General features: G+C 36.9%; 20 protein-coding genes. 12 read left to right on the top strand and 8 right to left on the bottom strand.

The window, feature by feature from the left end:
* Positions 1 to 132: 132 nt before the first annotated feature.
* Together ABD676_RS14550 and ABD676_RS14545 are read right to left on the bottom strand one after the other, a co-directional pair.
* Positions 133 to 747 (bottom strand): ribonuclease HII, encoded by a 615-nt coding sequence (locus ABD676_RS14550; protein WP_344675455.1) that lies wholly within the window; start codon positions 745 to 747, stop codon positions 133 to 135.
* Between the two features lie 375 nt (positions 748 to 1122).
* A complete protein-coding gene (locus ABD676_RS14545; RefSeq protein ID WP_344675454.1) occupies positions 1123 to 3591 on the bottom strand; it encodes a YfhO family protein in 2469 nt (822 codons plus the stop codon).
* A gap of 1006 nt (positions 3592 to 4597) precedes the next feature.
* Between ABD676_RS14545 and ABD676_RS14540 the strand changes: the two genes are divergently transcribed.
* Positions 4598 to 4849, top strand: a complete 252-nt coding sequence (locus tag ABD676_RS14540) for a hypothetical protein (RefSeq protein ID WP_344675453.1) — start codon at positions 4598 to 4600, stop codon at positions 4847 to 4849.
* Positions 4850 to 4931: 82 nt separating this feature from the next.
* On the opposite strand, the gene ABD676_RS14535 is transcribed toward ABD676_RS14540, so the two are convergent.
* From ABD676_RS14535 to rsgA, 4 genes are all read right to left on the bottom strand, one after another.
* Entirely contained in the window at positions 4932 to 5618 is a 687-nt protein-coding gene (locus tag ABD676_RS14535; RefSeq protein ID WP_344675452.1) for a potassium channel family protein, read from the bottom strand.
* Between the two features lie 5 nt (positions 5619 to 5623).
* The gene (locus ABD676_RS14530; protein WP_344675451.1) at positions 5624 to 7420 is read right to left on the bottom strand and encodes a TrkH family potassium uptake protein; all 1797 of its coding nucleotides are present in this window, start codon (positions 7418 to 7420) and stop codon (positions 5624 to 5626) included.
* Between the two features lie 48 nt (positions 7421 to 7468).
* On the bottom strand, positions 7469 to 9277 hold the full coding sequence (locus ABD676_RS14525; RefSeq protein ID WP_344675450.1) for a hypothetical protein: 1809 nt from the start codon (positions 9275 to 9277) through the stop codon (positions 7469 to 7471).
* Positions 9278 to 9347: 70 nt separating this feature from the next.
* Positions 9348 to 10268: a ribosome small subunit-dependent GTPase A gene (gene rsgA, locus ABD676_RS14520; RefSeq protein WP_344675449.1), complete on the bottom strand. Its 921-nt coding sequence runs from the start codon at positions 10266 to 10268 to the stop codon at positions 9348 to 9350.
* A gap of 115 nt (positions 10269 to 10383) precedes the next feature.
* On the opposite strand from rsgA, the gene polA reads away from it, so the two are divergent.
* The 11 genes from polA (at position 10384) to ABD676_RS14465 (ending at position 23771) form a co-directional block, all read left to right on the top strand.
* Positions 10384 to 13188, top strand: coding sequence for a DNA polymerase I (gene polA / locus ABD676_RS14515; RefSeq protein ID WP_344675448.1), 2805 nt, complete (start codon positions 10384 to 10386; stop codon positions 13186 to 13188).
* Between the two features lie 10 nt (positions 13189 to 13198).
* Positions 13199 to 14311 carry a toxin-antitoxin system YwqK family antitoxin gene (locus ABD676_RS14510; protein ID WP_344675447.1) on the top strand — a complete coding sequence of 371 codons (1113 nt, stop codon included), beginning with the start codon at positions 13199 to 13201 and terminating at the stop codon, positions 14309 to 14311.
* Positions 14312 to 14352: 41 nt separating this feature from the next.
* Positions 14353 to 15006, top strand: a complete 654-nt coding sequence (locus ABD676_RS14505; RefSeq protein WP_344675446.1) for a phosphatidylserine decarboxylase family protein — start codon at positions 14353 to 14355, stop codon at positions 15004 to 15006.
* Positions 15007 to 15038: 32 nt separating this feature from the next.
* A complete protein-coding gene (locus ABD676_RS14500; RefSeq protein ID WP_344675445.1) occupies positions 15039 to 16064 on the top strand; it encodes a sensor histidine kinase in 1026 nt (341 codons plus the stop codon).
* Positions 16065 to 16138: 74 nt separating this feature from the next.
* On the top strand, positions 16139 to 16786 hold the full coding sequence (locus tag ABD676_RS14495) for a DUF47 domain-containing protein (RefSeq protein WP_344675444.1): 648 nt from the start codon (positions 16139 to 16141) through the stop codon (positions 16784 to 16786).
* Positions 16787 to 16816: 30 nt separating this feature from the next.
* A complete protein-coding gene (locus ABD676_RS14490; protein WP_344675443.1) occupies positions 16817 to 17830 on the top strand; it encodes an inorganic phosphate transporter in 1014 nt (337 codons plus the stop codon).
* A gap of 244 nt (positions 17831 to 18074) precedes the next feature.
* Positions 18075 to 19454 carry an OmpA family protein gene (locus ABD676_RS14485; RefSeq protein WP_344675442.1) on the top strand — a complete coding sequence of 460 codons (1380 nt, stop codon included), beginning with the start codon at positions 18075 to 18077 and terminating at the stop codon, positions 19452 to 19454.
* A gap of 200 nt (positions 19455 to 19654) precedes the next feature.
* The gene (locus ABD676_RS14480) at positions 19655 to 21064 is read left to right on the top strand and encodes a tetratricopeptide repeat protein (RefSeq protein ID WP_344675441.1); all 1410 of its coding nucleotides are present in this window, start codon (positions 19655 to 19657) and stop codon (positions 21062 to 21064) included.
* Positions 21061 to 21810, top strand: coding sequence for a shikimate dehydrogenase family protein (locus tag ABD676_RS14475; RefSeq protein ID WP_344675440.1), 750 nt, complete (start codon positions 21061 to 21063; stop codon positions 21808 to 21810). The genes ABD676_RS14480 and ABD676_RS14475 overlap by 4 nt, the downstream gene beginning before the upstream one ends.
* Before the next feature lie 85 nt (positions 21811 to 21895).
* Positions 21896 to 22537 (top strand): MBL fold metallo-hydrolase, encoded by a 642-nt coding sequence (locus ABD676_RS14470; RefSeq protein WP_344675439.1) that lies wholly within the window; start codon positions 21896 to 21898, stop codon positions 22535 to 22537.
* A gap of 4 nt (positions 22538 to 22541) precedes the next feature.
* The gene (locus tag ABD676_RS14465; protein WP_344675438.1) at positions 22542 to 23771 is read left to right on the top strand and encodes an FtsX-like permease family protein; all 1230 of its coding nucleotides are present in this window, start codon (positions 22542 to 22544) and stop codon (positions 23769 to 23771) included.
* Positions 23772 to 23775: 4 nt separating this feature from the next.
* On the opposite strand, the gene ABD676_RS14460 is transcribed toward ABD676_RS14465, so the two are convergent.
* Both ABD676_RS14460 and ABD676_RS14455 read right to left on the bottom strand, forming a co-directional pair.
* Positions 23776 to 24372 carry a hypothetical protein gene (locus ABD676_RS14460; protein WP_344675437.1) on the bottom strand — a complete coding sequence of 199 codons (597 nt, stop codon included), beginning with the start codon at positions 24370 to 24372 and terminating at the stop codon, positions 23776 to 23778.
* A 130-nt stretch (positions 24373 to 24502) separates the two neighbouring features.
* Positions 24503 to 24778 carry a NifU family protein gene (locus ABD676_RS14455; RefSeq protein ID WP_344675436.1) on the bottom strand — a complete coding sequence of 92 codons (276 nt, stop codon included), beginning with the start codon at positions 24776 to 24778 and terminating at the stop codon, positions 24503 to 24505.
* Between the last annotated feature and the right edge of the window lie 103 nt (positions 24779 to 24881).

The following is a 24881-nucleotide window of genomic DNA, read 5'->3' as shown; positions in this document are numbered from 1 at the left end:
TGTTTTTAGGGGCGATGCATGCATCGCACGCATTACTTTAAATCCTTTAAAACCCATACATCTAACAGCGAAGCGGTCTCAAATCTCATATCTAGTAGCGAAGCGGTCTCAAACCTAACAGCGTCAACGACCTCAAAAAACCATTTTCAACTGAGGTTCAGTGACTTTAAAAGTCTTTCTATGATGTGGGGTCAAACCTAGATTAAGGACTGCTTGTCGGTGTTTGATGGTTGGATAACCTTTGTTGCTTAGCCAATCATAATCTGGGAAGTCATGGGCAATGGATTCCATATATTCGTCACGATAGGTTTTCGCCAATATGGAAGCAGCAGCAATGGAGAGGTATTTACCATCCCCTTTGACTATACAATTGTAGGGCAGCTCTGCATAAGGGATAAACTTATTGCCATCGATGATAAGGTACTCTGCTTTGATGGTCAGTTGATCTAAGGCACGGTGCATGGCTAAATAGGATGCTCGATGTATATTGATACGATCAATCTCCGCCGCAGAAACACTTGCCACGGCATAAGCCAAGGCTTCCTGTTCAATGATAGGCCTTAATTCCATCCTTTTCTTTTCCGATAACTTCTTGGAATCATTCAGCACCGGATTACAATAATCAGCAGGAAATATCACTGCAGCAGCAAACACAGGCCCAGCTAAACATCCACGTCCCGCCTCATCACAACCGGCCTCTATCAAATCCAATTGAAAAGCCGAAAGTAAGCTAATCGAAGTACTCATGAAGGTAAATGTAATAAATAGATGTGAGATATGAGATATGAGACCGCTTCGCTATTAGATAGAAGGTGGTAAAAAGCATTTGAAGTAGTTAGTAGTTAGTATATAGTATTTAGACCCATATGTGATAGAGAAATAATCGATTATTTTATTTGCTAAACATTTAAATGATAAATTTAAATATCCCTCCGCAGCACCTCTTCTGTATCCCATTTAAACAATAGAACGGTTGAAGCTTTCTTCAACCGTTCTATTGTTTAAAAATACTTTTAAGTTCAGAAAATATAGCCTTAGCTCAAAAAAAGAACGCTTTACAATCCTTTCATTTAGCCTAGGTACTCCGTCATAGGTCTAAATACTAAATACTAAAAAAGAAGGCTACGCCTTCTTTTTTCTATGTTTCAAAGACAAGTAAATCGCGAAACCAAACCCAAGTACCAAGATAATCGAAGCGATTAATGAAATGGTATTGGATATTTTCATGGATACCGGTGCGAATACGAATTCCACTTTATGGTTTCCACCTGGAAGTGATAATCCACGAAGTAAGTAGTTCGTACGGATGATTGGCACTTCTTCTCCGTCCACAAACGCTTTCCATCCTTTATCATAAAAGATTTCTGAGAACACGGCAAACACTTGGTTTGGCGCGCTGTATTCATAGCGCATGGTATCAGGGTGGTAAGAAACCAATTTAATATCAGCATTTGTTGGTTGACCAATGGAAGCATTTCCGAACTGATCTTTTAATCCTTCATTGACAATTGCCTCTTTTTTCGGATCAAAGGTCTTCATTGCGTCCATTTCAGCATTGCTGCCCTTAACGAATTTTACATTGCTCACAAACCATGCATTACCCAAAGCGGAGCTACGACGTTGAATATTGTCCGAATCGTTTTGCGGATTTTTAGCAATGAGGTAACGAACGTTCATCATGTCTAAAACATCCTCATTAATGCCGCTATCGAACAGATTTTCCAATACTTCTTGGAAACGCATCAATTTAGCGGCATGGTATCCACCTAAACTCTTATGGAAATAAGAAGCGGAAGCATCTTGGAATGGATTAGTCGTCAAATCAAGCACACGGTAAGAAAGATCTTTATCCATGTGGATTAATTGATCGACTTCACGCTCTTGAATCGGACGATCGTAAATACTCTTGTCAACGAATGAATCATTATTTAGATAGCGTTTATCTAAAGACCAAAGGTCAACTAAAGTAATCACACCAATAGCTGCCAACATCACAGCAACAGTTGTTTTCTTCTTGATGTACAACCAGATGAAACCAAAGGTTAATGCCACGATAAAGAATGAACGCCACGCATCTTTGGATGCCATATCGGTACGGTCAGCAATTAAGGAGTTTACAAGCTCTGTAGTCAATGCCTGATCTCCAATATGTTGTTGCAACTGCGCCACATATTCTTGGTGATTAGACGTTCTCAGCGCCAGTATACTTGGCAATATGGCAACGATCAAACAGATTCCTGCCACAATACCTCCTGTATAAAGCACTTTCTTGTCCAAGTCTTTAATTTCCGATCCTCGAGTAATAATTTCATTGATAGCCAAAATTGCTAACATTGGAATCAATACGGATGGTATTACCAAGATACTTTCTACTGCCCTAAATTTATTGTACATCGGGAAGTAATCGAAGAAAAGATCAGAGATCAACGGAAAATGGCGTCCAAAAGAAAGGAATATGGTGAGCAAGGTTGCTCCTAAAATCCACCATTTCAAGCGATCTTTTACAATCACCAATCCGAGGATAAATAAGAAGATTATCCCTGCTCCGAAATACCAGGTCCCTTGCGTGAATGACTTCTCACCCCAATAAGTAGGCGTAGCACCATTAGCGAACTGTAATGCTTCTGCTTGTGGCATTCCCAACTTGGTAAGGGTTTTAACGACATTGGAATTTTCATCTAATAATCCGGAAGTTTTACCACCATAAGCATCGGGTATCAAGAAGGTAATGGTTTCACCAATTCCTTGACTCCATGCATAGGCATACTCTTTATCCAAACCATGCGCACCTTTATCACCATTCTCTGCTTTCGTAATATTTGATTTTCCACGAATGGTCAACTTACTGTATTCGTATGTAGGAAATAAAACTGAAGCATTTACCAAAACGGCAATTGCAACACCAACCAATTGCATGGCGGATGCTTGGGCGAAATTCTTTAATTTTTTATCGCGAATAGCGTAATACAATTCAAATCCTACTAAAACTAGTAAAGCAATAAATAGGTAATAGGTAATCTGAATGTGGTTTGCCCGGAGCTCTAAAGCTAGGAAAAGCGCTAATATAGCTGGCCCCCAGAGTCTACTTCCCCGATAGGTAAGTATGACGGCTCCTATAATAGGCGCCATATAAGATATGGCATAGGCCTTACTGATGTGCCCAGCCTCAATATACATAAAGTTATAAGACGAGAATGCCAGAGCGACAGCGCCGATTGCTGCTAACCAAGGTCGTATTTTGAGAACCGAAAACAGGAAATAACCGCCTAACAAAAACAATAACAAAGCATCTGCCGGTGGAGGAAAAACTTTCCTTATTGCCGGACCGATGTAACTCGCTACGTTGTTCGCATGATCGTACCATATCTGGTAAGTAGGCATACCACCAAACATGGAGTTTGTCCACAATGGCGTATTACCATCCTTTTCTCTAAAATCAAAAATCTCTTTTTGGCTACCCCTAGCCTGCATAACGTCACTTTGCAATAAGGTCTTCCCTTGCCAAACAGGGGTGAAGTAAAATACTACTAACAGCAGGAAAATCCCGATGATTAATAAATGCGTCTGATTTTCCTTAAACCAATTCTTCATGGATTGTAATAAAGGGTTATTAATGATATAGCTCCAAAAATATAGAAATGATTTCAATAATGCACGATGTATTTTAAGATAGCCTATGCAATTGAAAAGATATAGGCTAACATTATATTTAGATGCATTTTTTGATATTACAGCGCATTTTCTACCCTAATTTTCAACCTAAACTCATTTCTTCAACGCCCAAACTTCTATCCTAATGATTTTCTATCAGCAATACAGAAGAGCTAAACGCACTATAATTATAATCAAATATGCTGAATGTCCTCAGCCTATCATAGGCTCCAAAAAACAACGACATTTTACTATACTTTATCAAGTTAATTCTTAATTCTCGTTTCATCTTCTACTTTTTCCTAGCCTACTTTCTATTGTCTTTTGTCTGATGTCTAACTGTCTCTTACATAGGTTTTATTAGAGACTCCTTCGGATCTCCTTCGGAACTTGTTCGGATCTCCTTCGGATCTCGTTCGGTTCCGACCGAACGAGATCCGAACAAAATCCCTATCAGATCCTAAGAAATTCCTTAGGGTTCTCGAAGCAATCCATAAGGAATATGAAGAGAAATAGGAGTAAAAGATCAAGGAAATAATAAACTAAAACTTCCTTCCCATTATTACTTTCTTGACCTAGCTTACATGTTACTAAGTAATAAACTTTGAATAAAGCAACGCTATTAACCAAATTTCGGACGGTATATACTGAAATTAATGCATTATTTGAATAATTAAGAAATTGATCACTTTACCTTGAAATAAAGGTGTTATGAATTATTATTCTGATTAAAGAAAACCCTAACCTTTCTGAATTAAACTTCTAAATGTTGGATAGTTCACCAAATAAGACGAGGATGTCGTTTTCTAATAGGATAGTACACACATTTTCTCAGAGGCTTTTGGATGATCAATTATAAAAATTTAATGTCAAAACTTTAACAACAAATCAAGACACACTTATTGTATACATTATGTATATTTCTATCAATTTAAAAATAGACAAAATGAGAAAGAAGATAGACATAAATGATAACCTCTTAACAAAAGTTAAAATTATATCTGCTTTTGAAGATATAAGTGTGAAGCACCTTTTAGAAAAGGCAGTATCTTTTTATGTGGAATATAAAGAAAACGAGCTTTTAAAATCGTTGACAAATGGGGAAAAAGAAGATTTAGGCTTTTTATTACTTATGCAACAGTCTGATAGAAATGATGTTGTTACTCGTGAAGAGGTAATTAATATTCTTGACAGATGAATATAATATCTCGGAAATAAATTACTTGGCACTTTAACTTGAAGTAAAGTGTTGTGAATTATTATTCTGATTAAAGAAAACCCTAACCTTTCTGTATTAAGTTTTTAATGTTGGATAGTTCACCAAACAGGACGAGGATATCGTTTTCTTGGAGGATGGTATCAGATTTGGCAATTCCTGAAGCTTCCTTGGAAACCCGGGTTACTCCATCACCAGTGGTTGCAGTTTCCGTTTTTACAGTAGTCAAGACGATAACCTTGTATTTATTGGTCAGATCGGCCTCCTTCAAGGTCATGCCAATGTATTTACTGGGAACCTTCGTTTCTATAATGGAATATTTTTCGGACACTTTAAAGGAATCGACAATATCAATATTATCTAAACGCATAGCTAATCGTTCTGCAGCTTCTTCTTCAGGCATGATGTATTCTTCAATATTCATGGCTTCAAGAACAGTTTTCTGCAAATCTGAAACTACACGACCGATGATACGTTTTACTTTTAACTGTTTTAAGAGGGCAATGGTTAAAAGCGATGCACCTTCATCTTCACCAATGGCAACAATCACAGCATTACTTTCGCGCAAGGGCAAGGAGCTAACAGCCTCTTTGTCGGTACTGTCCATACATACGGTATGGGTAATTTTATCCTTGTTCTGTTCAACAATACTCAAGTTTTTGTCTGCAGCAATGACCTCATGGCCTGATTCCGTCAAGTGAATAGCTAATGAGCGTCCAAAATGTCCAAGTCCTAGTACGATGTATTTCATTCCTCTTAAAACAATATTTTTTCGGTTGGATAAATATAACTTTTGTTCTGCGTATTTTTAATAAAGGCAACCAGTAAGGTTAACATCCCAACACGACCAACGAACATGGTTAACATAAGAATAATTTTTCCGGTGGCAGAAAGATTAGGCGTGATGCCTAAGGAAAGTCCACAAGTCGTATAGGCAGATACCGATTCAAACAACAATGGCATCATTTCCTGATTCGGATCGGAAAAATTGAGTAAAATAAAGCTAAATGAAATGGTCAGGATTGATAATAAGATAATAGCAAATGCCTTATTGACCGATTCTGACGCAATTCTACGTTTATAAATTTCTATAGATTCTTTACCTCTTGCCAGGGCTACAATATTCATTAGGGCTATGGCCACGGTAGTAACCTTTACACCTCCACCCGTAGATCCTGGGGATACACCAATCCACATAATCGTAACGATCATAATTAAGGTTGGAATATTGATAAAGTTCAAATCAATGCTATTGAATCCTGCTGATCGGGCAGAATTTGCCATAAAGATGGAAGAAACCCATTGCCCATAAGTAGACTTATCAGCCAATAAAGTGTGTTCCTTTTCCATATAGAAGAAAGATACTGTAGCCAATACGATTACAATGACATTACACAACACTATAAATCTGGAGTTAAAAGTAAACACCATAGGCTTATGGCGATAACCCCTCTTTAGGATATATTTACACCAAATCGAATTGATCTTTTCTTTTACCAACTTATAAAAGTTAAATATCGTTCCAAAACCTAAGCTTCCTAGAATCAGCATGGAGACTACGGCTAATTGGAAATTATAGTTAAAGCGATAAGCATCATTGGTTACTCCATCTTTGATAATGGTAAATCCAGAGTTACAAAATCCTGAGATCGCATGGAATGCGGCGAAGAATATCTGGTCACCGACAGACTCAAATAAACTGGAATCTAATGTAAAGAAGATGATAATACCGCCAATAAACTCAAATAAAAGGGTAATAAAAATAATGGTCAATAATGTAGAGATAACCGAGTTTAGTTTATCCTCGCCTAATATTTCTCCAAACATCAGTTGGTTCTTGAAGGAGAAACCACCTGAGAAGAAATAACCAAAGAAACCAGTAAAGGTCATAATCCCCAATCCGCCTATTTGGATAAGCGCCATAATGACTGATTGTCCAAACAGGGAGAAATTAGTAGAAATATCGGTCACAGAAAGACCTGTAATACAAACGGCACTGGTCGCCATAAAAAAGGCATCTACGAATGTAAGTGGTGCTTCTGTTGTGGTCCTCGGCAACATTAATAAAAAAGCGCCCAAGACAATTAATCCTAAAAAGGATACGACAAAGAGTATGGTTGGATTAAAGTAGAAATTATCGAAAAACAAGCTGCTTCTAGAGAGCTCGGCTATAAACATGATGAGAATACCGAGATAGAGCCATTCATCCTTACTAAATGTTTCGAGAAATCCTCCTGTTAAACGGGCGAAAGTGATCAAGAAGAAATAGGCCGTGACGACGACCCCTGAATAGTGGGAAACATTAATCCTCCTGGTGAAATAAATGGAGGAAACTGTCCGGATCGTTTCAAAGGCAAAAAGCCCATAAAACATGAATATAACGGTATCTTGGGTATATCTAGCCAGGTTGGGATCGGTAATATAACCTACATGCAGTACCATCACAATGGTACAGATCAAACTGATGTAAAACAGGACTTGATTGACTGTCTTGTTATGATACCTAAATATGAATTTGAGGAAGCTTAATACCGAGTCCATTGCTACAAACATAGGGATTACGCTCAAAAATCAAGGAATTGAAAACGGAAAAATAAGGTATTATTTTTCTTCCTGTTCTTCTTCTTTCTCTTTTTTCTTGAACAATCCTTTAAAGAAATTACCAGTTTTTTTGATGACGTTTTTGGATTCTTGCCCCACTTCCTTCACATTCTCTGCTGCGCCCATAAGCTTAGCTTCTCTTTCTTTACTGATACCGGCGGTCTGTTTAATTCCTTCTAGTAAACTTTGCCATAAAGTTTTAAAGAAAGAATGCTCCGCAACACGTGTATAGTTGATCTTACCAACATGATATTTCTCATTGGCATCCGGATTACTATCATTGATTAAAATGTTATTCACCACGAAGGAAAGTATTCCTTTTTTGGTTTTACTCATATCTTCACCCGGCTTATTCAGCAAGTTTAATTTTAGGTGATCGTAATTAAATCGAAGGTTTCCCCAGTTTTTGCGATCAGTACCTTGCATATCGAAACTTAAACTTCGAATATTACCGGAACCTATTTTCACATTCAATAATGGTTTCAAAATCTTATTGAAAGAGGTGGCATTCATCCCTCCTAAAGTACCTTTATAGGTATGTTCTCCCGACTTGCTCAACATATCGAATCCAAACTGCACTTTTAACAATCCTGCATTCATAATTTTGGAACTAAAATTAGCACGCATCCATCGGTGGTCCTTTAAATAAAGACTGTCATTGGTCACATTGGTAATTGTTCCGGTAGCATTGTTGAATGTAATAGTCCCTTCCTGATGGAATTTGGCACTAAACTCACCATATAAGACATCCACATTATTAAGGAATACCGTATCGATATGTATGAGTTGTTTTAGTTTTAATAATTGTTGATGCGGAGATTTCCCTATTTTATTTGAGGTCTTTTTAGGATATCGTTTATCATTATATAGGGAAACTGAACCGTTTTTAATTTGCACATTTTGAGCGATGGTTTGTTGATCGTCAATTACACGTTTGAAATCTAATTTTTCAAATCTTAGGGTATCAAACTTCATGACTGCCATAGTTACGTTTTGCCCCTTACTTTTAAAGAATTGACCTTTACTCATTTTCGGGCGGTACTCCACTTTTGTCATTAAGACATTTTGATCTTGAGTATTGATGGATAGGCGATCAAATTTGGCAATATAGAAGCCGTTTGACAATTCATATTCAAAGCCAGGTACATCAACTTCCACCATTTTTGTATAGAACAGACGGGTTGTATCTTGGATGGATGTTTCATCGACAAGGACATCGTGCACTTTGATGGCTACACTGTCCAATTCGATATCGGAACTCTTCCCTTCTTCTATTTTGGAGAATTTGAATTTTACGTTGTCTATTTTAATATCGCGTACATTCACCGAACTAAAAACATCTTTAATATTATCATAAAGGGTTTTTGTTTCCTTATTTGGCACAATAGTATCATTATAAGCATGGTACTCACTGATCATGTGAATGTTAGGTGACTCGAAACTAATGTTCTTAATGAAGAGTTTTCTGTTTTTGATGACATCCCAAAGGTTAAAGCTTCTCACCTTTAATGCATTTAATTTTATATGGAAGCGGCTATTAGGCGCTTTTTTATCGAGCACCATCTTCTTATAAACAGCAGAATCAGGGATTAGTTCGGCATTCTTTAGGGTTACATTTCCTAAAGTAATGTTCAAATCTAGGTCATCATATTTTAAAGTATAAAGGCCATTGGTTGAATTATGAACCACCTCCTTTAACTTCTCCTCCAACATGGGTTTCCAGTTTCTATTAAAATACCATCCGGCCACGAGAATGGCGATGATAATAACTGCGAAAATCCCAATAATCCATTTCCAAATTGGTTTCATATACTTATCAAACAGGTTTATTATTTTATAATACGTTCAATAAATACAAATAACGATGAATTATGTTTAACTAGTTGCGATTATTTTCGTTATTGTAGATGGAAATATAACTTTCATAGCGACTTGGTTCAATTTCTCCAGATTCAAGACCTGCAAGAACTGCACATCCAGGCTCATTGATATGCCTGCAATTATGAAATTTGCATTGATTAAGCAATTTTCTCATTTCAGGATAATAATGTGATAGTTCCTGGGGTTCAATATCAACAATTCCCAATTCACGGATACCTGGTGTATCAATCAACTGACCACCAAAAGGCAAATCAATCATTTCAGCGAAGGTTGTTGTATGCTTACCTTTATCAGACCATTCAGAAATAATTCCAGTTTTTAATTCTAAGCCGGGTACTATGGCATTGATTAGCGTTGATTTACCAACTCCTGAGTGCCCTGATACTAATGTTGTTTTATCTTTCAATAATTGGCGGAGTTCCTCAATATGTTCGCCTTTAAGGGCTGATACTGCATAACAAGAATAACCTAAGTTTTCATAGAGATCCATGTATTCGGCCAATATCTCTAGACCTTCATCGGAGAACAGATCTAATTTATTAAAGACCAATATCGCCGGAATGCTATAGGCTTCTGCAGTGACTAAGAAACGATCGATAAAACCGGTTGAGGTGGGGGGAGAGGCCAATGTAACGACCAAAATAGCTTGATCGAGGTTGGCACCTATGATTTGTGTTTGCTTGGAAAGGTTGACCGAACGGCGGATGATATAGTTCCTTCTGGGTTCCAATTGGGTGATTACACCGGAATCCTGACCAGGTTCTAATTCAAAGTCTACGATATCACCAACAGCAATAGGATTGGTTGTTTTAATGCCATGGGTCCTGAATTTACCTTTAATACGGCATTCATAGCTGTTCCCATTATCATCCTTAACCTGATACCAACTTCCTGTAGATTTCGTTACTATACCGCGCATATTAATTCATTGACGAATAAATGATTCTTACCTCAGCCACAAAAATGGAAAAAATTTGTTAATCTTTAGGTAGCTTGAATTTGTTAACTTTGTTTATATCGTAAATATTAAGAATTTGAAAAAGTTATTTCTTTTAGACGGGATGGCCCTGATCTATCGTGCTTATTTTGCTTTAAGCAAAACCCCAAGACTGACATCATATGGTTTGAACACTGGGGCGATCATGGGTTTTACCAATACATTGTTGGAAGTTTTGAATAATCAGAAACCGACACATATTGCGGTGGTTTTTGATACAGCAGCTCCTACTCAACGGCATTTGGACTTTGAACAATACAAAGCACAGCGCGAAAGTATGCCAGAAGATTTAGCCGCTTCAATTCCTTATATATTCCGATTAATTGAAGGATTTAACATCCCTATCATTACCATGGATGGTTATGAAGCAGATGATATCATTGGTACATTGGCCAAAAAAGGCGAAAAGGCCGGTTATCAGGTTTATTGTATGACGCCTGATAAGGATTTCGGACAATTGGTATCCGAGAATATCTTTATTTACAAGCCTGCCCGTATGGGGAATGGTGCCGAAGTATTGGGTGTAACAGAGATATTGGAAAAATGGGAGATCAACAATGTACATGAAGTCATTGATATTTTAGGTCTTTGGGGAGATGCTGTGGATAATATCCCGGGTATCCCTGGTATTGGAGAGAAAACAGCGAAGAAATTAATTCAGGAATACGGTTCCATTGAAAACTTAATTGCTAATAGCGATAAGTTAAAAGGAAAAATGAAGGAAAATGTGGAGAACTTTGCTGAACAAGGATTAATTTCCAAGAAGTTAGCAACGATCCTATTGGATGTTCCTGTAGACCTGGAAGAGGAAAAATTACTATTGGAGGATCCTAGTAAGGACGCTCTAGAGCCTTTATTCGTTGAATTGGAATTCCGCACCTTAGGGAAACGCATATTTGGTGATGGCTTTAATATGGCCGATAATGCAGCTCCAAAAGGTGGACAAATGGATTTATTTGCCATTCCGACTGATGACGCATTTAGCTCGAATAGCCCTGTTGAACTATTAGATGAGGAACAAGGAACTTTAAATAGTATTGAGAATACCACGCATACCTATATTCTTGCTGAACAGTTAGAGGAACAAGAAAAATTAGTGGAGTTGTTGAATAATCAAGATTCATTTTGTTTTGATACAGAATCCACAGGATTAGATGCTATTACCGCTGAATTGGTTGGTATGTCCTTTAGCTTTGAGCCAGGAACTGCATATTATGTGCCTGTTTCGGCAGATTCTAAACAAGCACAGGAAACTGTTAATCTCTTCAAGCCTATTTTTGAAAAAGAAAGTATTCAAAAAGTGGGTCAAAACATTAAATACGATATCCTTATGCTTTCCAAGTATGGTGTAGAGGTGAGGGGGCCATTGTTTGATACCATGCTGGCTCATTATTTAATTGATCCAGACACGCGCCATAACATGGATTACCTGGCAGAAACCTATCTTAAATATAGTCCAGTATCTATTACAGACCTTATTGGTGCCAAAGGCAAAAACCAGGGGAACATGCGTGATGTGGAATTAGCGAAAATCAAGGAGTATGCTGGAGAGGATGCCGATATAACTTTACAACTAAAGCATAAGTTCCAGCCTTTATTGGAAGAAACTTCTACATTAAAATTGGCTGAGGAGGTAGAATTCCCATTGGTACAGGTATTAGCTAATGTAGAATTAAATGGGGTTAAAATTGATGAACCTACTTTACAGAATTTCTCTAAAGAGATCGAGAAAGATGTAAAACGTTTAGAATCTCAGATTTATGAAAAAGCAGGTGTAACCTTCAATATTGCATCTCCGAAGCAGTTGGGTGAGGTATTATTTGATAAATTGCAATTAGACCCGAAAGCTAAGAAGACCAAAACAGGTCAATATAAAACCGGTGAGGATGTATTATTGGCATTAGCTAATAAATCAGACATCGTTCAGGATATTTTAGAGTTCCGACAGTTACAGAAGTTAAAATCAACTTATGTAGATGCTTTGCCAACCTTGGTTAACAAGAGCACTGGCTTGATTCACACTTCCTATAATCAGGCTGTTGCGGCTACGGGCCGATTAAGTTCGACTAATCCGAATCTACAGAATATTCCTATTCGTACAGAAAAAGGCAGGGAGGTTCGTAAAGCTTTTATTTCTAGGGATCCATCCTGGACATTATTGTCAGCGGATTATTCGCAGATAGAGTTGCGTATTATGGCTGAGCTAAGCAAGGATGTGAATATGCAGGAAGCTTTCAAACAAGGCTTAGATATTCACAAAGCTACAGCAGCAAAGGTATATGCCGTTCCTTTGGAAGAAGTTACTTCCGATATGCGTAGAAATGCGAAAGCGGTAAACTTTGGTATTATCTATGGTCAATCTGCATTTGGTTTATCGCAGAATTTAGGGATTTCAAGAAAAGAGGCTGCGGAAATTATAGATCAGTATTTCAAGCAATACACCGGTATCCGTCAATATATGGGTGAAGTTATTGAGTTTGCAAAAGAGAATGGGTACGTGGAAACAATCTTAAAAAGAAGACGTTATTTACGTGACATCAATTCTGCGAATATGACTGTTCGTGGTTTTGCAGAGCGAAATGCCATTAATGCACCTATTCAAGGATCAGCAGCTGATCTAATCAAAATAGCGATGATTAACATTCAGGCGGATATTGAAGAGAAAGGTTTAGAAGGAAAAATGATTATGCAAGTACATGATGAATTGGTCTTTGATGTTCCAAAATCCGAGGTAGCTATATTTAAAGAAATCATTGCCAACCGCATGAAATCGGCAATTCCAATGGGCGTGCCTATTGAAATTGAAATTGGTGAAGGTAATAATTGGCTAGAAGCCCATTAATAAAATTGCGATGCTGAGATCAGTCTTCTTTTTATGTTTTATACTGAATTCATCTCTTTCTATGTTGGGTTATGCGCAGAAGAGCAAGCCTGTTTATTTTGAGAAAGCTGGCGACGATCGAGTTCGATTTTATTATGATGCGGGATATTATCTCGTTGATAAGAATTGTGAATTTAAACAGATAGAACGTGTTGCATCTTTTGACCCAAAAACCAGTTTGTTTACAGGACCATTTACTGATTTTAATCAACAAGGGAAAGTAATATTAGAAGGAGAGTATAAACAAGGGATAAAACATGGGGTTTTTAAGGCTTATCATGCAAACATGCAACTAAAATGGCAGGTTCGGTATGAACAAGGCGTTGCTGTTGGGGACTGGACCTTTTATTATCCCGATGGGAAACCTATGATGGTTATCTCTTATGATTCTGAATTCCCAAAGATTAGTTCTTTTTGGAATACTACAGGATCCCAGATGATTCAAGAAGGAAATGGAAAGTATGATTTTAAGATTCCACACATCGGTTTCAATCCATATGGGTTTCCATTTGTTCGATTAAGAGGCTCTATTACCAATGGATACCCGGTGGGAAATTGGCGGATTTATTTTGAAGACGATAAGAAAAGGGTCCTAGTTGGAGAAGAATATTACGAGAAAACCGGCGTATTTGCTGAGGGTTATGATTTATACACAGAGTCAGTATATACCAATGCGAAATATCCAATAGGTCCTATAGAAGAGTTTTTCCGCGCTGAGGCTTTGGTGTCTAAAAACTGTAACTATGATGAACATATCGACTTTACGAGTTATTTGGCTAAATCTATTTCAGATATCTTTAAAGGTACAGAAGTGCCGAGTTTCAGTTATTTTGATTTGAAATATAAAGTTCGCGTCCAGAAAGATGGTCGTGTAAGTAATTTTGATCTTTTAAGTAAGACAGACCCACATTTTGATAAATTATTTTTCGATGCAATAAAGAGCCTTCAAACCTATCCACCATCGTTTAAAAATGGGGAATACATTGATGATGAACTCACTGTTGAAGTGAGGGCACAGCACGCAGGTGATGGTTCTGTTGTATTTCATAGTCTATCTATTCATAGAAAAGAAGAGAATTCATAGGATTTCCCAAGTTTAATTTATATTTGAGCAAATTTTTAATCATGAAGTTTCACAAAGAAGGATATACCAGTTTAGCTTTAGTCGTATTATTTATTTTCGTACTACTGGCTGTAGCACATTATTTTGATGCGGGAAAGATTGTTACTTGGTTAATTTATGCGGTTTCAGCATTTTTATTAATCACAATTTTACAGTTCTTCCGCAGCCCAATAAAGAAGATCAGCCTAGATGAAGGTGTTATCCTTTGTCCAGCAGATGGTAAAGTGGTCGTTATCGAAGAAGCTGAAGAACAAGAATATTTCAAGGATCGCAGAATACAGGTTTCGATTTTTATGTCGCCAGTCAATGTGCATGTGAATAGAAATCCGATTTCTGGGATAGTATCCTTTTTTAAGTATCATCCAGGTAAATTTTTAGTAGCATGGCATCCAAAATCTTCAACAGATAATGAACGTACTACGGTTGTTGTAAAACGTGCAGATGGGATTGAGGTATTGTTCCGCCAGATCGCTGGTGCTTTAGCAAGACGTATTGTATGGTATGTTAAAGAGGGACAACCTGTACAACAGGGTGATGAATTTGGTTTCATTAAATTTGGTTCCCGTGTGGATTTATTCCTACCATTAGATGCAAAGGTGGAAGTTAATATTGATCAGAAGGTAGTTGGTGGAAAAACCATTATTGCACGCGTATAATATTAAATAGAATTGCAACTCGCTAAAAAAGCATGAATTTCAGGTCGCTCATACTGATTATCAGTTTTGTGTTTTCCTTGGTCTTATCAGGGATGAACTTCTATTACGAGCGTGATTTCCCTACTTTCATTTTCTTATTAATATTAAGCTTTATACTTTCCTTTTCCCTTTTGAACTATGTTTTTCAGAAGTTTGTTTATGAAAGGATTAAATCGGTTTATAAATTAATTCACAATCTTAAGTTAGGAAAAGAGCTTAAAGATGCTTTAGGCGACCATAAATCTGATGATCCAATTGGCGATGCCGAAAAAGAGGTTCGTGATTGGGCAAAACAAAAAGCATCAGAGATTGACCAATTAAAGGCTCAAGAAAAGTTTCGTAAAGAGTTTCTCTCCAATATTTCACACGAATTTAAGACCCCCCTATTTGCTATCCAAGGTTATGTTGAAACCCTACAAGACGGTATGCTGGAGGAAAACCCCGAGATGGCTATCAATTTCTTAAATAAAGCTGCCCGTAATTTAGATCGTTTGAGCTATTTGATTCATGATTTGGATGAGATTGCTAAATTAGAGTCTGGGGCGGTCTTATTAGAGAAGGAGAAGTTTGATATTCAAGCATTGATTAAAGAGATAATTGATGATTTAGAATATAAAGCTTCTGAACAAAATATCACCTTAAATTTCCAAACAAAGAATAACAATCCGGTTTTTGTTAAAGCTGATCGGAAAAAAATACAACAAGTACTAATCAACTTGATCGACAACTCCATTAAATATGGCAAGAGAAATGGTCAGACGATAATAAAAACTCATCCATTAATTGATCAGATCTTGATAGAGATTACAGATAATGGCTTGGGCATTGAGGAGAAAAACCTGCCCCGTGTGTTTGAACGATTTTTCAGAACGGACAAAAGTAGATCACGGGACATTGGTGGTTCAGGTTTAGGTTTGGCGATTGTTAAGCATATTATTGAGGCCCATCAACAGAATGTTCATGTACGCAGTACAGAGGGCATTGGGACGACCTTTTCGTTCACTTTAGAGAAGGTGTAAAAAAGGCTATTTATGAAAACTTAACATTAACTTAACATTAACTCCATATTTTTGCGCTATTAAAATTTAAAAGCATGTCTTTGAATAGCATTTTTCAATACTTTGTTCCTAAGGACAAAAAATTCTTCCCTCTTTTTGAGCAAGCGGGCTCAAATCTGATCGAAATGGCTAAGTTGTTAAAGGAGAGTGTACATACCACTGATTTACAACTTAGAAAAAACAACTCTAAATTATTAGAAGATTTAGAACACAAAGGTGATAACCTAACTCACCAAATACACCTAGAACTAGGTAAAAACTTCATTACACCTTTTGACCGTGAGGATATCCACGCCTTAGCAAGTTCATTAGATGATGTAGCAGATTTTATACACGGTGCATCAAATCGTATGGAATTATACAAGGTGGAGACTCCAAGCGAGCCAATGAAAGAGATTTCTAGTTTAATCTTAGAAGCTACAGAACACGTTGCGAAAGCCTTATTTGAATTAAAAGACCTAAAGAACATCAGAAACATTACAGATTCTTGCGTTCGCATCAATAGTGTGGAGAACAAAGCGGATTACATTTTTGACAAAGCAGTAGCTGATCTTTTCGAGTATGAAAAAGATGCGATTAACTTGATCAAGAATAAGGAAGTATTATCTGCAATGGAAGATGCAACAGACAAATGTGAGGATGTTGCGAATGTATTGGAAAGTATTTTGGTGAAAAACGCCTAGTTTTCATTAAATCTTAGGACTAAAATTATTATGGGAGTTACCACATTATTAGTTGTCGTAATTGTGTTGGCCATTGCATTTGATTATATCAATGGATTTCACGATGCTGCAAACTCGATTGCGACAATTGTATCCACCAAGGTACTAACGCCATTTATGGCTGTACTATGGGCGGCACTATTTAACTTCGTGGCTTATTTTGTGTTTACAGATCATAAAGTAGCTAATACGATCGCCAAAACTGTTATTGAACAATTCATCACGCTGGAGGTCATATTCGCCGGTCTCGTTGCAGCAATCTCTTGGAACTTATTTACCTGGTACTATGGAATCCCATCCAGTTCAAGTCACACCTTAATCGGTGGGTTTGCAGGATCAGGAATGGCTTATGCTGTATTTCAAGGTATTAATCCGATCGAAGCAATCAACCTAAGTGCAACCTTAAAGATTGTATCTTTTATCATCTTTGCCCCTTTAATGGGTATGATTATTTCCATTATTATTACGTTAATAATTATCAATATTTGTAAGAAAGCTAGGCCAGCTGTAGCAGAGCGTTGGTTTAAGATTTTACAATTGGTTTCTTCAGCAGGACTAAGTTTTGCCCACGGAGGTAATGATGCACAGAAGGTAATGGGTATTATCGCGACGGCATTAATCGCTCAAGGGGTAATTGGTACTTTTGAGCAGATGCCTGAATGGGTGCCATTAGCTTGTTACGCGGCAATTGCTGCAGGTACGATGAGTGGAGGTTGGAAGATTGTGAAAACGATGGGTACCAAAATCACAAAGGTTACTCCATTGGAGGGTGTCAGTGCTGAAACGGCAGGCGCTATAACTTTAGGTATTACGGAGCATTTTGGTATTCCGGTTTCTACTACACACACCATTACCGGATCAATTATCGGGGTTGGTGTTGTGAAGCGTGTATCGGCAGTTCGATGGGGTGTTACAATTAGTTTGCTATGGGCATGGATATTAACTATACCCGTTAGTGCGCTATTAGGAGGCTTAACTCTGGCGGTTATTCATTACATCTTGTAGCAAAAAAGCTACATTGCCAAGTTAGCCGTGCATTATTTATCGAATTAGAACAATGTTTTTCTAAAAAATTTGCGTTATATATTGTTTAATAGTATTTTTACGCAGAAAAAGTTGGGCTTAGAGTATAAAAAATCAACTTTTTACAATTTAACATTTTTTGGCATCGTTATTGTTAAGTTATGTTAAATTGATTTTTGAACAACTAGAAACAATTAAAAATTTTAATAACCTTAAAAAAAAGAGTATGAACTATTCTACAATTAAAAAAACAGCTATCGCAGCATCTTTAGTAGCCGCATTAGGTTTCGCAGAGACTGCACAAGCACAAACTCCAACCGTATTTGGTGGTAGAGGTCAATACAGAACTTGGTCAATTGGATTACAAGGTGGTATCACTACTCCTAATACAGTTTTAGGTGGATCTAACCCATTCGGACAGAAAGTTGGATACTTCCAAAATAAAGTAGGTGAATATTATGGATTAACTATCCGTAAACAATTCTCTCACTTATTCGGATTAGAATTAGAAGGAAACCGTGGTCGTATCAAAACTTACAACCATGATTTATCTGGTCCTGCAGCTGAAGGTATTCACGGTGCACAATCAGTAAACGTAGATGTAAACTGGGCAGCTAGCTTAAATGGTGTATTCCAATTAGGTACTATCGACTTCATGAGAAGAGAAAACGCTGTTAACTTCTACGCTAAAGTGGGTATGGGTGTATTAGCAAGTAACCCAGTACAATACTCTGACAACGATTTCCAAACTGTAGCACATGACTACAAAGGAACTTGGGGAGAGAAAGTATTCGGTGATCGTGAACCAGACGGAACTAAAGACTACAAATTAAGTGGTTACATTCCAGTAGGAGTTGGTGTTAAATTCAAATTATCTGAAGTTGTTGCCTTGAACTTAGGTTACACAATGAACTTCACTGATGATAACCTGCTTTTCGGTCATGCTAGAACTGACTACAAAGGTAAATTCTCTAACATCTATGGTGGTTTAGAATTCACTTTAGGATCACGTGATAAAGAAAGCTTAACTTTCACTAACCCAGTTGCTACTATGTACGACGAGTTGAAAGATCCTTCATTACGTAACGAAGTTGAAGCATTGAAACAACGTGTATCTACTTTAGAAGGTACTGTTGATCAATTAGCTAAAGATTCTGATGGTGACGGTGTATCTGATAAATTCGATAAATGTCCAGGAACTCCTGCAGGTACTGTAGTTGATGGTTCAGGATGTCCTATCAAATTCCCAGAGCAACAATTAGTTGACAACGGTACTACTTCAGGATACTTTGCTCCAATTCAATTCGAATTTGATAGCTCAGTATTAAAAACTGAATCTTACGCTACTTTAGATAGATTAGCAAAAGAATTGAAAGATAACAACGCTACTGTAACTTTAGATGGTTATGCATCAGAAGAAGGTACTGAAGCTTACAACTTGAATCTTTCTAAAGACCGTGCTAACGCAGTTAAACAATACTTAGTAAACGCTGGTGTTTCTGCATCTAGCATCACAGCTACAGGTTACGGAGAAGCTAATCCAGTTGCATCTAACGCTACTGAAGAAGGAAGAATCCAAAACCGTCGTGTTGAGATCAAAAAATAATTATTAGCAATAATAATTAACATATTAAAAGAGCCGGTTTATCGACCGGCTCTTTTTTTTATTAATAAAAATTTACTTTCCTAAGTACTGTTAGTCATAGGATTGTGGATATGTTGAAAATAATTTAAGACAAGACAATTTAATATTTACTATTTTCAACATGAGAATAATGGGAATTGATTATTTAAAAGAGGAGAATAATGGAAGAAGACTTTGAGTTTGAATCACCTGAAGAACAAAAATTCTCAGTTGATCGGTATGAGGAGATGTTGCGGAATGAGGACCAATACTTTTTCGATGCAAAAGCTTTTGAAAGTATCATTGACTATTACATTACCAAGAACGATCCAATCAAAGCATTACAGGTAATCGAATTTGCTGCAGCCCAACACCCATTTGAAACTACTTTCTTGATTAAAAAGGCACATTTGCTGGCTAGTATCTTGAAATATGATCAAGCATTGGAAGCATTGACAAAGGCAGAATACTTGGAGCCTTCAGAAGCTGACATTTACCTTATTAGAGGAACAATCTTTTCTTCGTTGAACGATCATACTTTAGCAGAAGAAAACTTCTTTAAAGCGCTAGAATTAGCTGACTCTAAAGATGAGATCTATTATCAGATTGCAGGGCTTTATCAAGTTCAGGGAAGTTATGAGAAAGCGATTCTTTATTTAAAGAAATGTCTGAAACTGAACAATGAAAATCAAGATGCGCTATATGAAATTGCTTTCTGTTATGATGTTCTTGAACAACAAGAAGAAAGTATTCAGTTCTATAAACAATACATAGATACTGATCCGTATTCTTTTGCCGCATGGTACAACCTCGGCAATGCTTACCATAAATTGGAACAATTTGAGGCTGCTATTGATGCTTATGACTATGCCATCTTGATCAAAGAAAACTTTTCATCTGCATATTTCAATAAAGGGAATGCCTTGGTAAATCTTGACCGCTTTGCTGAAGCCATTGAGGTTTATAAGATGACCTTCGAATATGAGCCCCCTACCGCAGATACTTATTGTGCGATGGGCGAATGTTATGAGAAGTTGGAACTAATGGATGAGGCTCGTTCTTACTACAAGAAAGCAGTAAAGTTAGATAGCAATCAAAGCGATGCTTGGTTTGGTATTGGGGTAACTCTAGATTTCGAAGAACGTTATTTTGAATCATTGCATTTCTACAAGAAAGCCTTGGATATTGATGATGAGAACCCAGACTATTGGTTTGCTATTGCAGATGCACGCTATAAATTAAAGCAATTTGATGAGTCCATTGAGGCTTATACCAAGGTAGTTGAGTTAAACAGTACAGACGTTGAAGCATGGTTAGATTTCTCATCCTTATTATATGAAATCGGTCGATTACAAGAAGCTACTGAGGTTATTTCGGAAGCCATTAAATGTAATCCAGATGAGGCTGTTTTGTATTATCGTTTAGTTGCTTATTTATTTGCAGCTGGTAAATACAATGAAGCCTTGAATTTCTTGGAAATCGCGTTAAATACAGATCCAGAGAAACATTATATTTTATTTGAATACCTTCCACAATTGCAAGGTAATCCAATCATTATTGATATTATCAAAAAGTACTCGGAAGGCAAATGAAATACTTAGGACTAATTGGATACCCTTTAGGGCATTCATTTTCCAAAAAATACTATTTAGAAAAATTTTCAAATGAAGGAATTGAAGGTATTGATTATGATCTTTACCCTATTCCTTCTATTGAAGATTTCCCCAAACTTTATACAGACAATCCCGATTTATACGGAGTCAATGTGACCATCCCCTATAAACAGGATGTACTTGCATATTTAGATGAGTTATCCGAAGAGGCTAAGGCAATTGGTGCAGTAAACTGCATACAGATTAGGCAAGAGATTGGAAAAAAACCAAGATTAAAAGGATTCAATACTGATGCCTTTGGATTTGCAGAATCTCTGAAACCCTTATTAGAGAAACATCATCAAAAAGCTCTTATTTTAGGAAATGGTGGAGCAACTAAAGCAGTTAAATATGCTTTGGATCAAATGCATATTACCTATCAAGTAGTAAGCAGGACTCGAACAGCAGAAACGATTAGCTATGCAGACCTAAGTCCAGCAACAATACAAGAACATCACTTAATCATTAACTGTTCACCAGTTGGCACTGCTCCCCATATTGACGAATGTCCTGACATACCTTATGAAGACATTGGCCCTGATCACTTGTTATATGATCTAATCTACAATCCTGAAGAAACTCGTTTTCTAAAACATGGAAAAGCAAGAGGAGCCAAGATTAAGAATGGCTTTGAAATGCTTATTCTGCAAGCGGAAAAGAATTGGGAAATATGGAATGAACTTTAAGATCCAAGGCTTCAATTAATCATTTATTAACTAAACATCCTTTAGCATTCTGAATGAATGCAGAAATAAATTTCTATTTTTGGATATGTTACATATCAAGACTTTTACCTTTAATCCTTATCAAGAGAACACTTACGTCATCTATAATGATGCGAAGGAATGTATCATTATTGATCCAGGGATGCATAATTACCAAGAAGAGCAATTGTTTCAATCTTTTATTGATGGTCAGGAACTGAAACCGATAGCCTTGGTAAATACACATGGACATATTGATCATGTATTAGGTAATCGTTTCATTTATGAAACATATGGATTAATGCCACAATTTCATGAGAATGAATTGCCTTTATTAGTTCAAGTGCAAAATTATGCACCTCAAATGGGCATTCGATATGAACCATCACCAATACCAGAGACCTTCTTAACAATAGATGACAAGATTGAAATAGGAGATGAGTCTTTATCCTTATTATTTGCTCCTGGACACTCTCCTGGACATTTATGTTTATACAGTGCGGAACATAACTTCTTAATCGGTGGAGATGTATTATTTCATCGCAGCGTAGGTAGAACTGACCTGCCAGGTGGAAACCATCAACAATTAATGGAGAGCATCGCCAATACTATTTATACACTCCCAGAGGAAACTACCGTATATCCTGGACATGGACCGACTACAACGATCAAAGAAGAAAAAGAATTGAATCCATTTATAAGAGCCTAACCGCATGAGATTACCAATCTTCTTTGCAAAGCGATATTTATTTTCTAAGAAATCCGTTAATGCGATTAACATCATTTCGGGTATTAGTGTAGTTGGTGTATTGGTTAGTACCGCAGCATTGGTAATTGTCCTTTCATTTTATAATGGATTAGAAAAATTCATCTTATCCGAATACAGTGTGTTTTCACCGGAATTACGAATTGAGCCTGCCAAGGGTAAAGTTTTCTCGAGTAATTCTGAAAAATTTGAACAACTACGCCATAACAAGAAGATAACTTCTTATAGTGAGGTCTTGGAAGACAAGGTGCTGGTGGAATACAATCATCAACAATTTATAGGTAAGATCAAAGGAATAGAGCCTAGTAGCTTGCATACGCATGCTTCGCAAGAGATGATCTTAGCAGGTTCCTTAAACTTACAATCGGATGGTAATTATTACGCTATTCTAGGCGCTCTTGTTCAAGCGAATCTAAAAGTACCACTTCGGGGTGGTGACGACCAGATAATGCTCCATATACCGGATAAAAACGCGTCTGCTAGCAATATCAATCCATTAGAGGATATCCGCTCTAGACTAATTACAAGTAATGCAGTATTAAGATTTCAACCAGGATTTGATGATCTTATTATTGTTCCTATTGACTTTGCCAAAGATCTTCTAAATGAACATCAAGGTGTATCTGCAATTGAATTGTATGGAAATAACGACAATTCCAAAGCATTACAAAAAGAAGTTCAAGGAATATTAGGTAAGGATTTTAATGTCAAAAACCGGGAGCAACAGAATCCCACTTTGTATAAGACTGTACGTTCTGAAAAATGGATCGTATTCTTTATTGTGACTATTATTGGCATAATAGCCATTTTTAATATTATTGGTTCCCTGACCATGTTGGTAATTGACAAGAAACAAGATGTTATTGTATTAAAAAGCTTAGGAGCAAATGATCATTTGATTCAGAATATCTTCTTTTATCAAGGGGTTATGATAGCTTTTATCGGAAGTTTTGTAGGTGCGGTAATAGGCTTGCTATTCTGTTTGTTGCAGGAACGATTCGGATTGGTTACTACCAATGAAGGCTCTTTATTTGATGCGTATCCTGTTGATATTCGTTATGCCGATTTTGCTATTATCATAGCTACCGTAATGATTGTGTCTACATTAGTTTCCTATTTAGCTTCACGGCTAAACATAAAAGGATTCAATAGAAGATCTTTGTTGGATTCTAATTAAGAGATTAGTACTTCAAGCGTTGTCTGCTATAATCACCACGTTTAATTTGGTTAATTAAAGCTCCCCATGCGAATGGGTTTAACAATGGATTGTTGAAATTCTGATTAATAGCTTTATTGGACATATTGATATGTCGCTGCATGCTATTATAGGCTTGAATTTCACCAGCATCACGAGGTAAAATTTGCGCTAAAAGCGCCATAGATTGTGGCGATAAATTACGTTTAGCCGTAATTACATCATCATTGGAGATATTAATCGCCAAGAATTCACGGTTAAATTCCTCGATACTTGCCCAAGGAAGAGGTCTTCCTAAAGTAATCACTGGCAATTCTTCAACCAAGGGATTTAATTCAACACGTAGTGTATACTTATCCTCACTTAGTTGAGGAACAGTCACACGTACGGTTTCATATCCAATGGAGGAAAATTCGATTACATCGCCCATACGCACCACGAAGCTAAAATAACCCTCATGGTTAGCGGCGATAGTTTCGTTATTAAAGGTGGTATTTCTAACTGTGACGAACGGCACAGCTATATCGGTATCTTTTGCGTAGGTAAATCCAGAGAATTGTACAGCCTTTTTGTCTTGAGCCATGGCCTGCACGCAGGTGACTAAAAACAAGATTATAATAAGGGTATGTGCTCTCCAGGAAATCATCTTCTCACAAAACTAATTATATAATTGATAGGTCGTTGTTAAATTGTGTTAACCCCTCAAAAATATCCTAAAATCTATTCGGAGTGATTGCGTTAGGGTCATTCATATCTGTCAAATTAATTGCTTCAACAGCTACAATTTCAGGAACGGCTTTCTTAATGGCTTGTTCCAATCCGGCCTTAAACGTCATAATACTCATCGAACAGCTTGCACAAGTTCCTAAGAGCTTTAATCTAACAACATTATCAGGTGTAATTTCCTCTATAGATACATTACCACCATCAGTTTCCAAATAAGGTCTAATGGAATCTAATGCCTGCTCAACTCGTTCTAAAAGGTTCATGTTCAATTTTAATAAGCTATAACAATTGTAAATATAATTAATTTTTAGCAAATGATGCCAATGCCCTTCGATTTCAACATTCCACTGACGTAATCAACTTATT

This window comes from Sphingobacterium kyonggiense (assembly GCF_039536825.1).
GTDB lineage: Bacteria > Bacteroidota > Bacteroidia > Sphingobacteriales > Sphingobacteriaceae > Sphingobacterium > Sphingobacterium kyonggiense.
The sequence above is the reverse complement of the archived record's forward strand: the minus strand, read 5'-3'. Positions and strand labels throughout refer to the sequence as shown.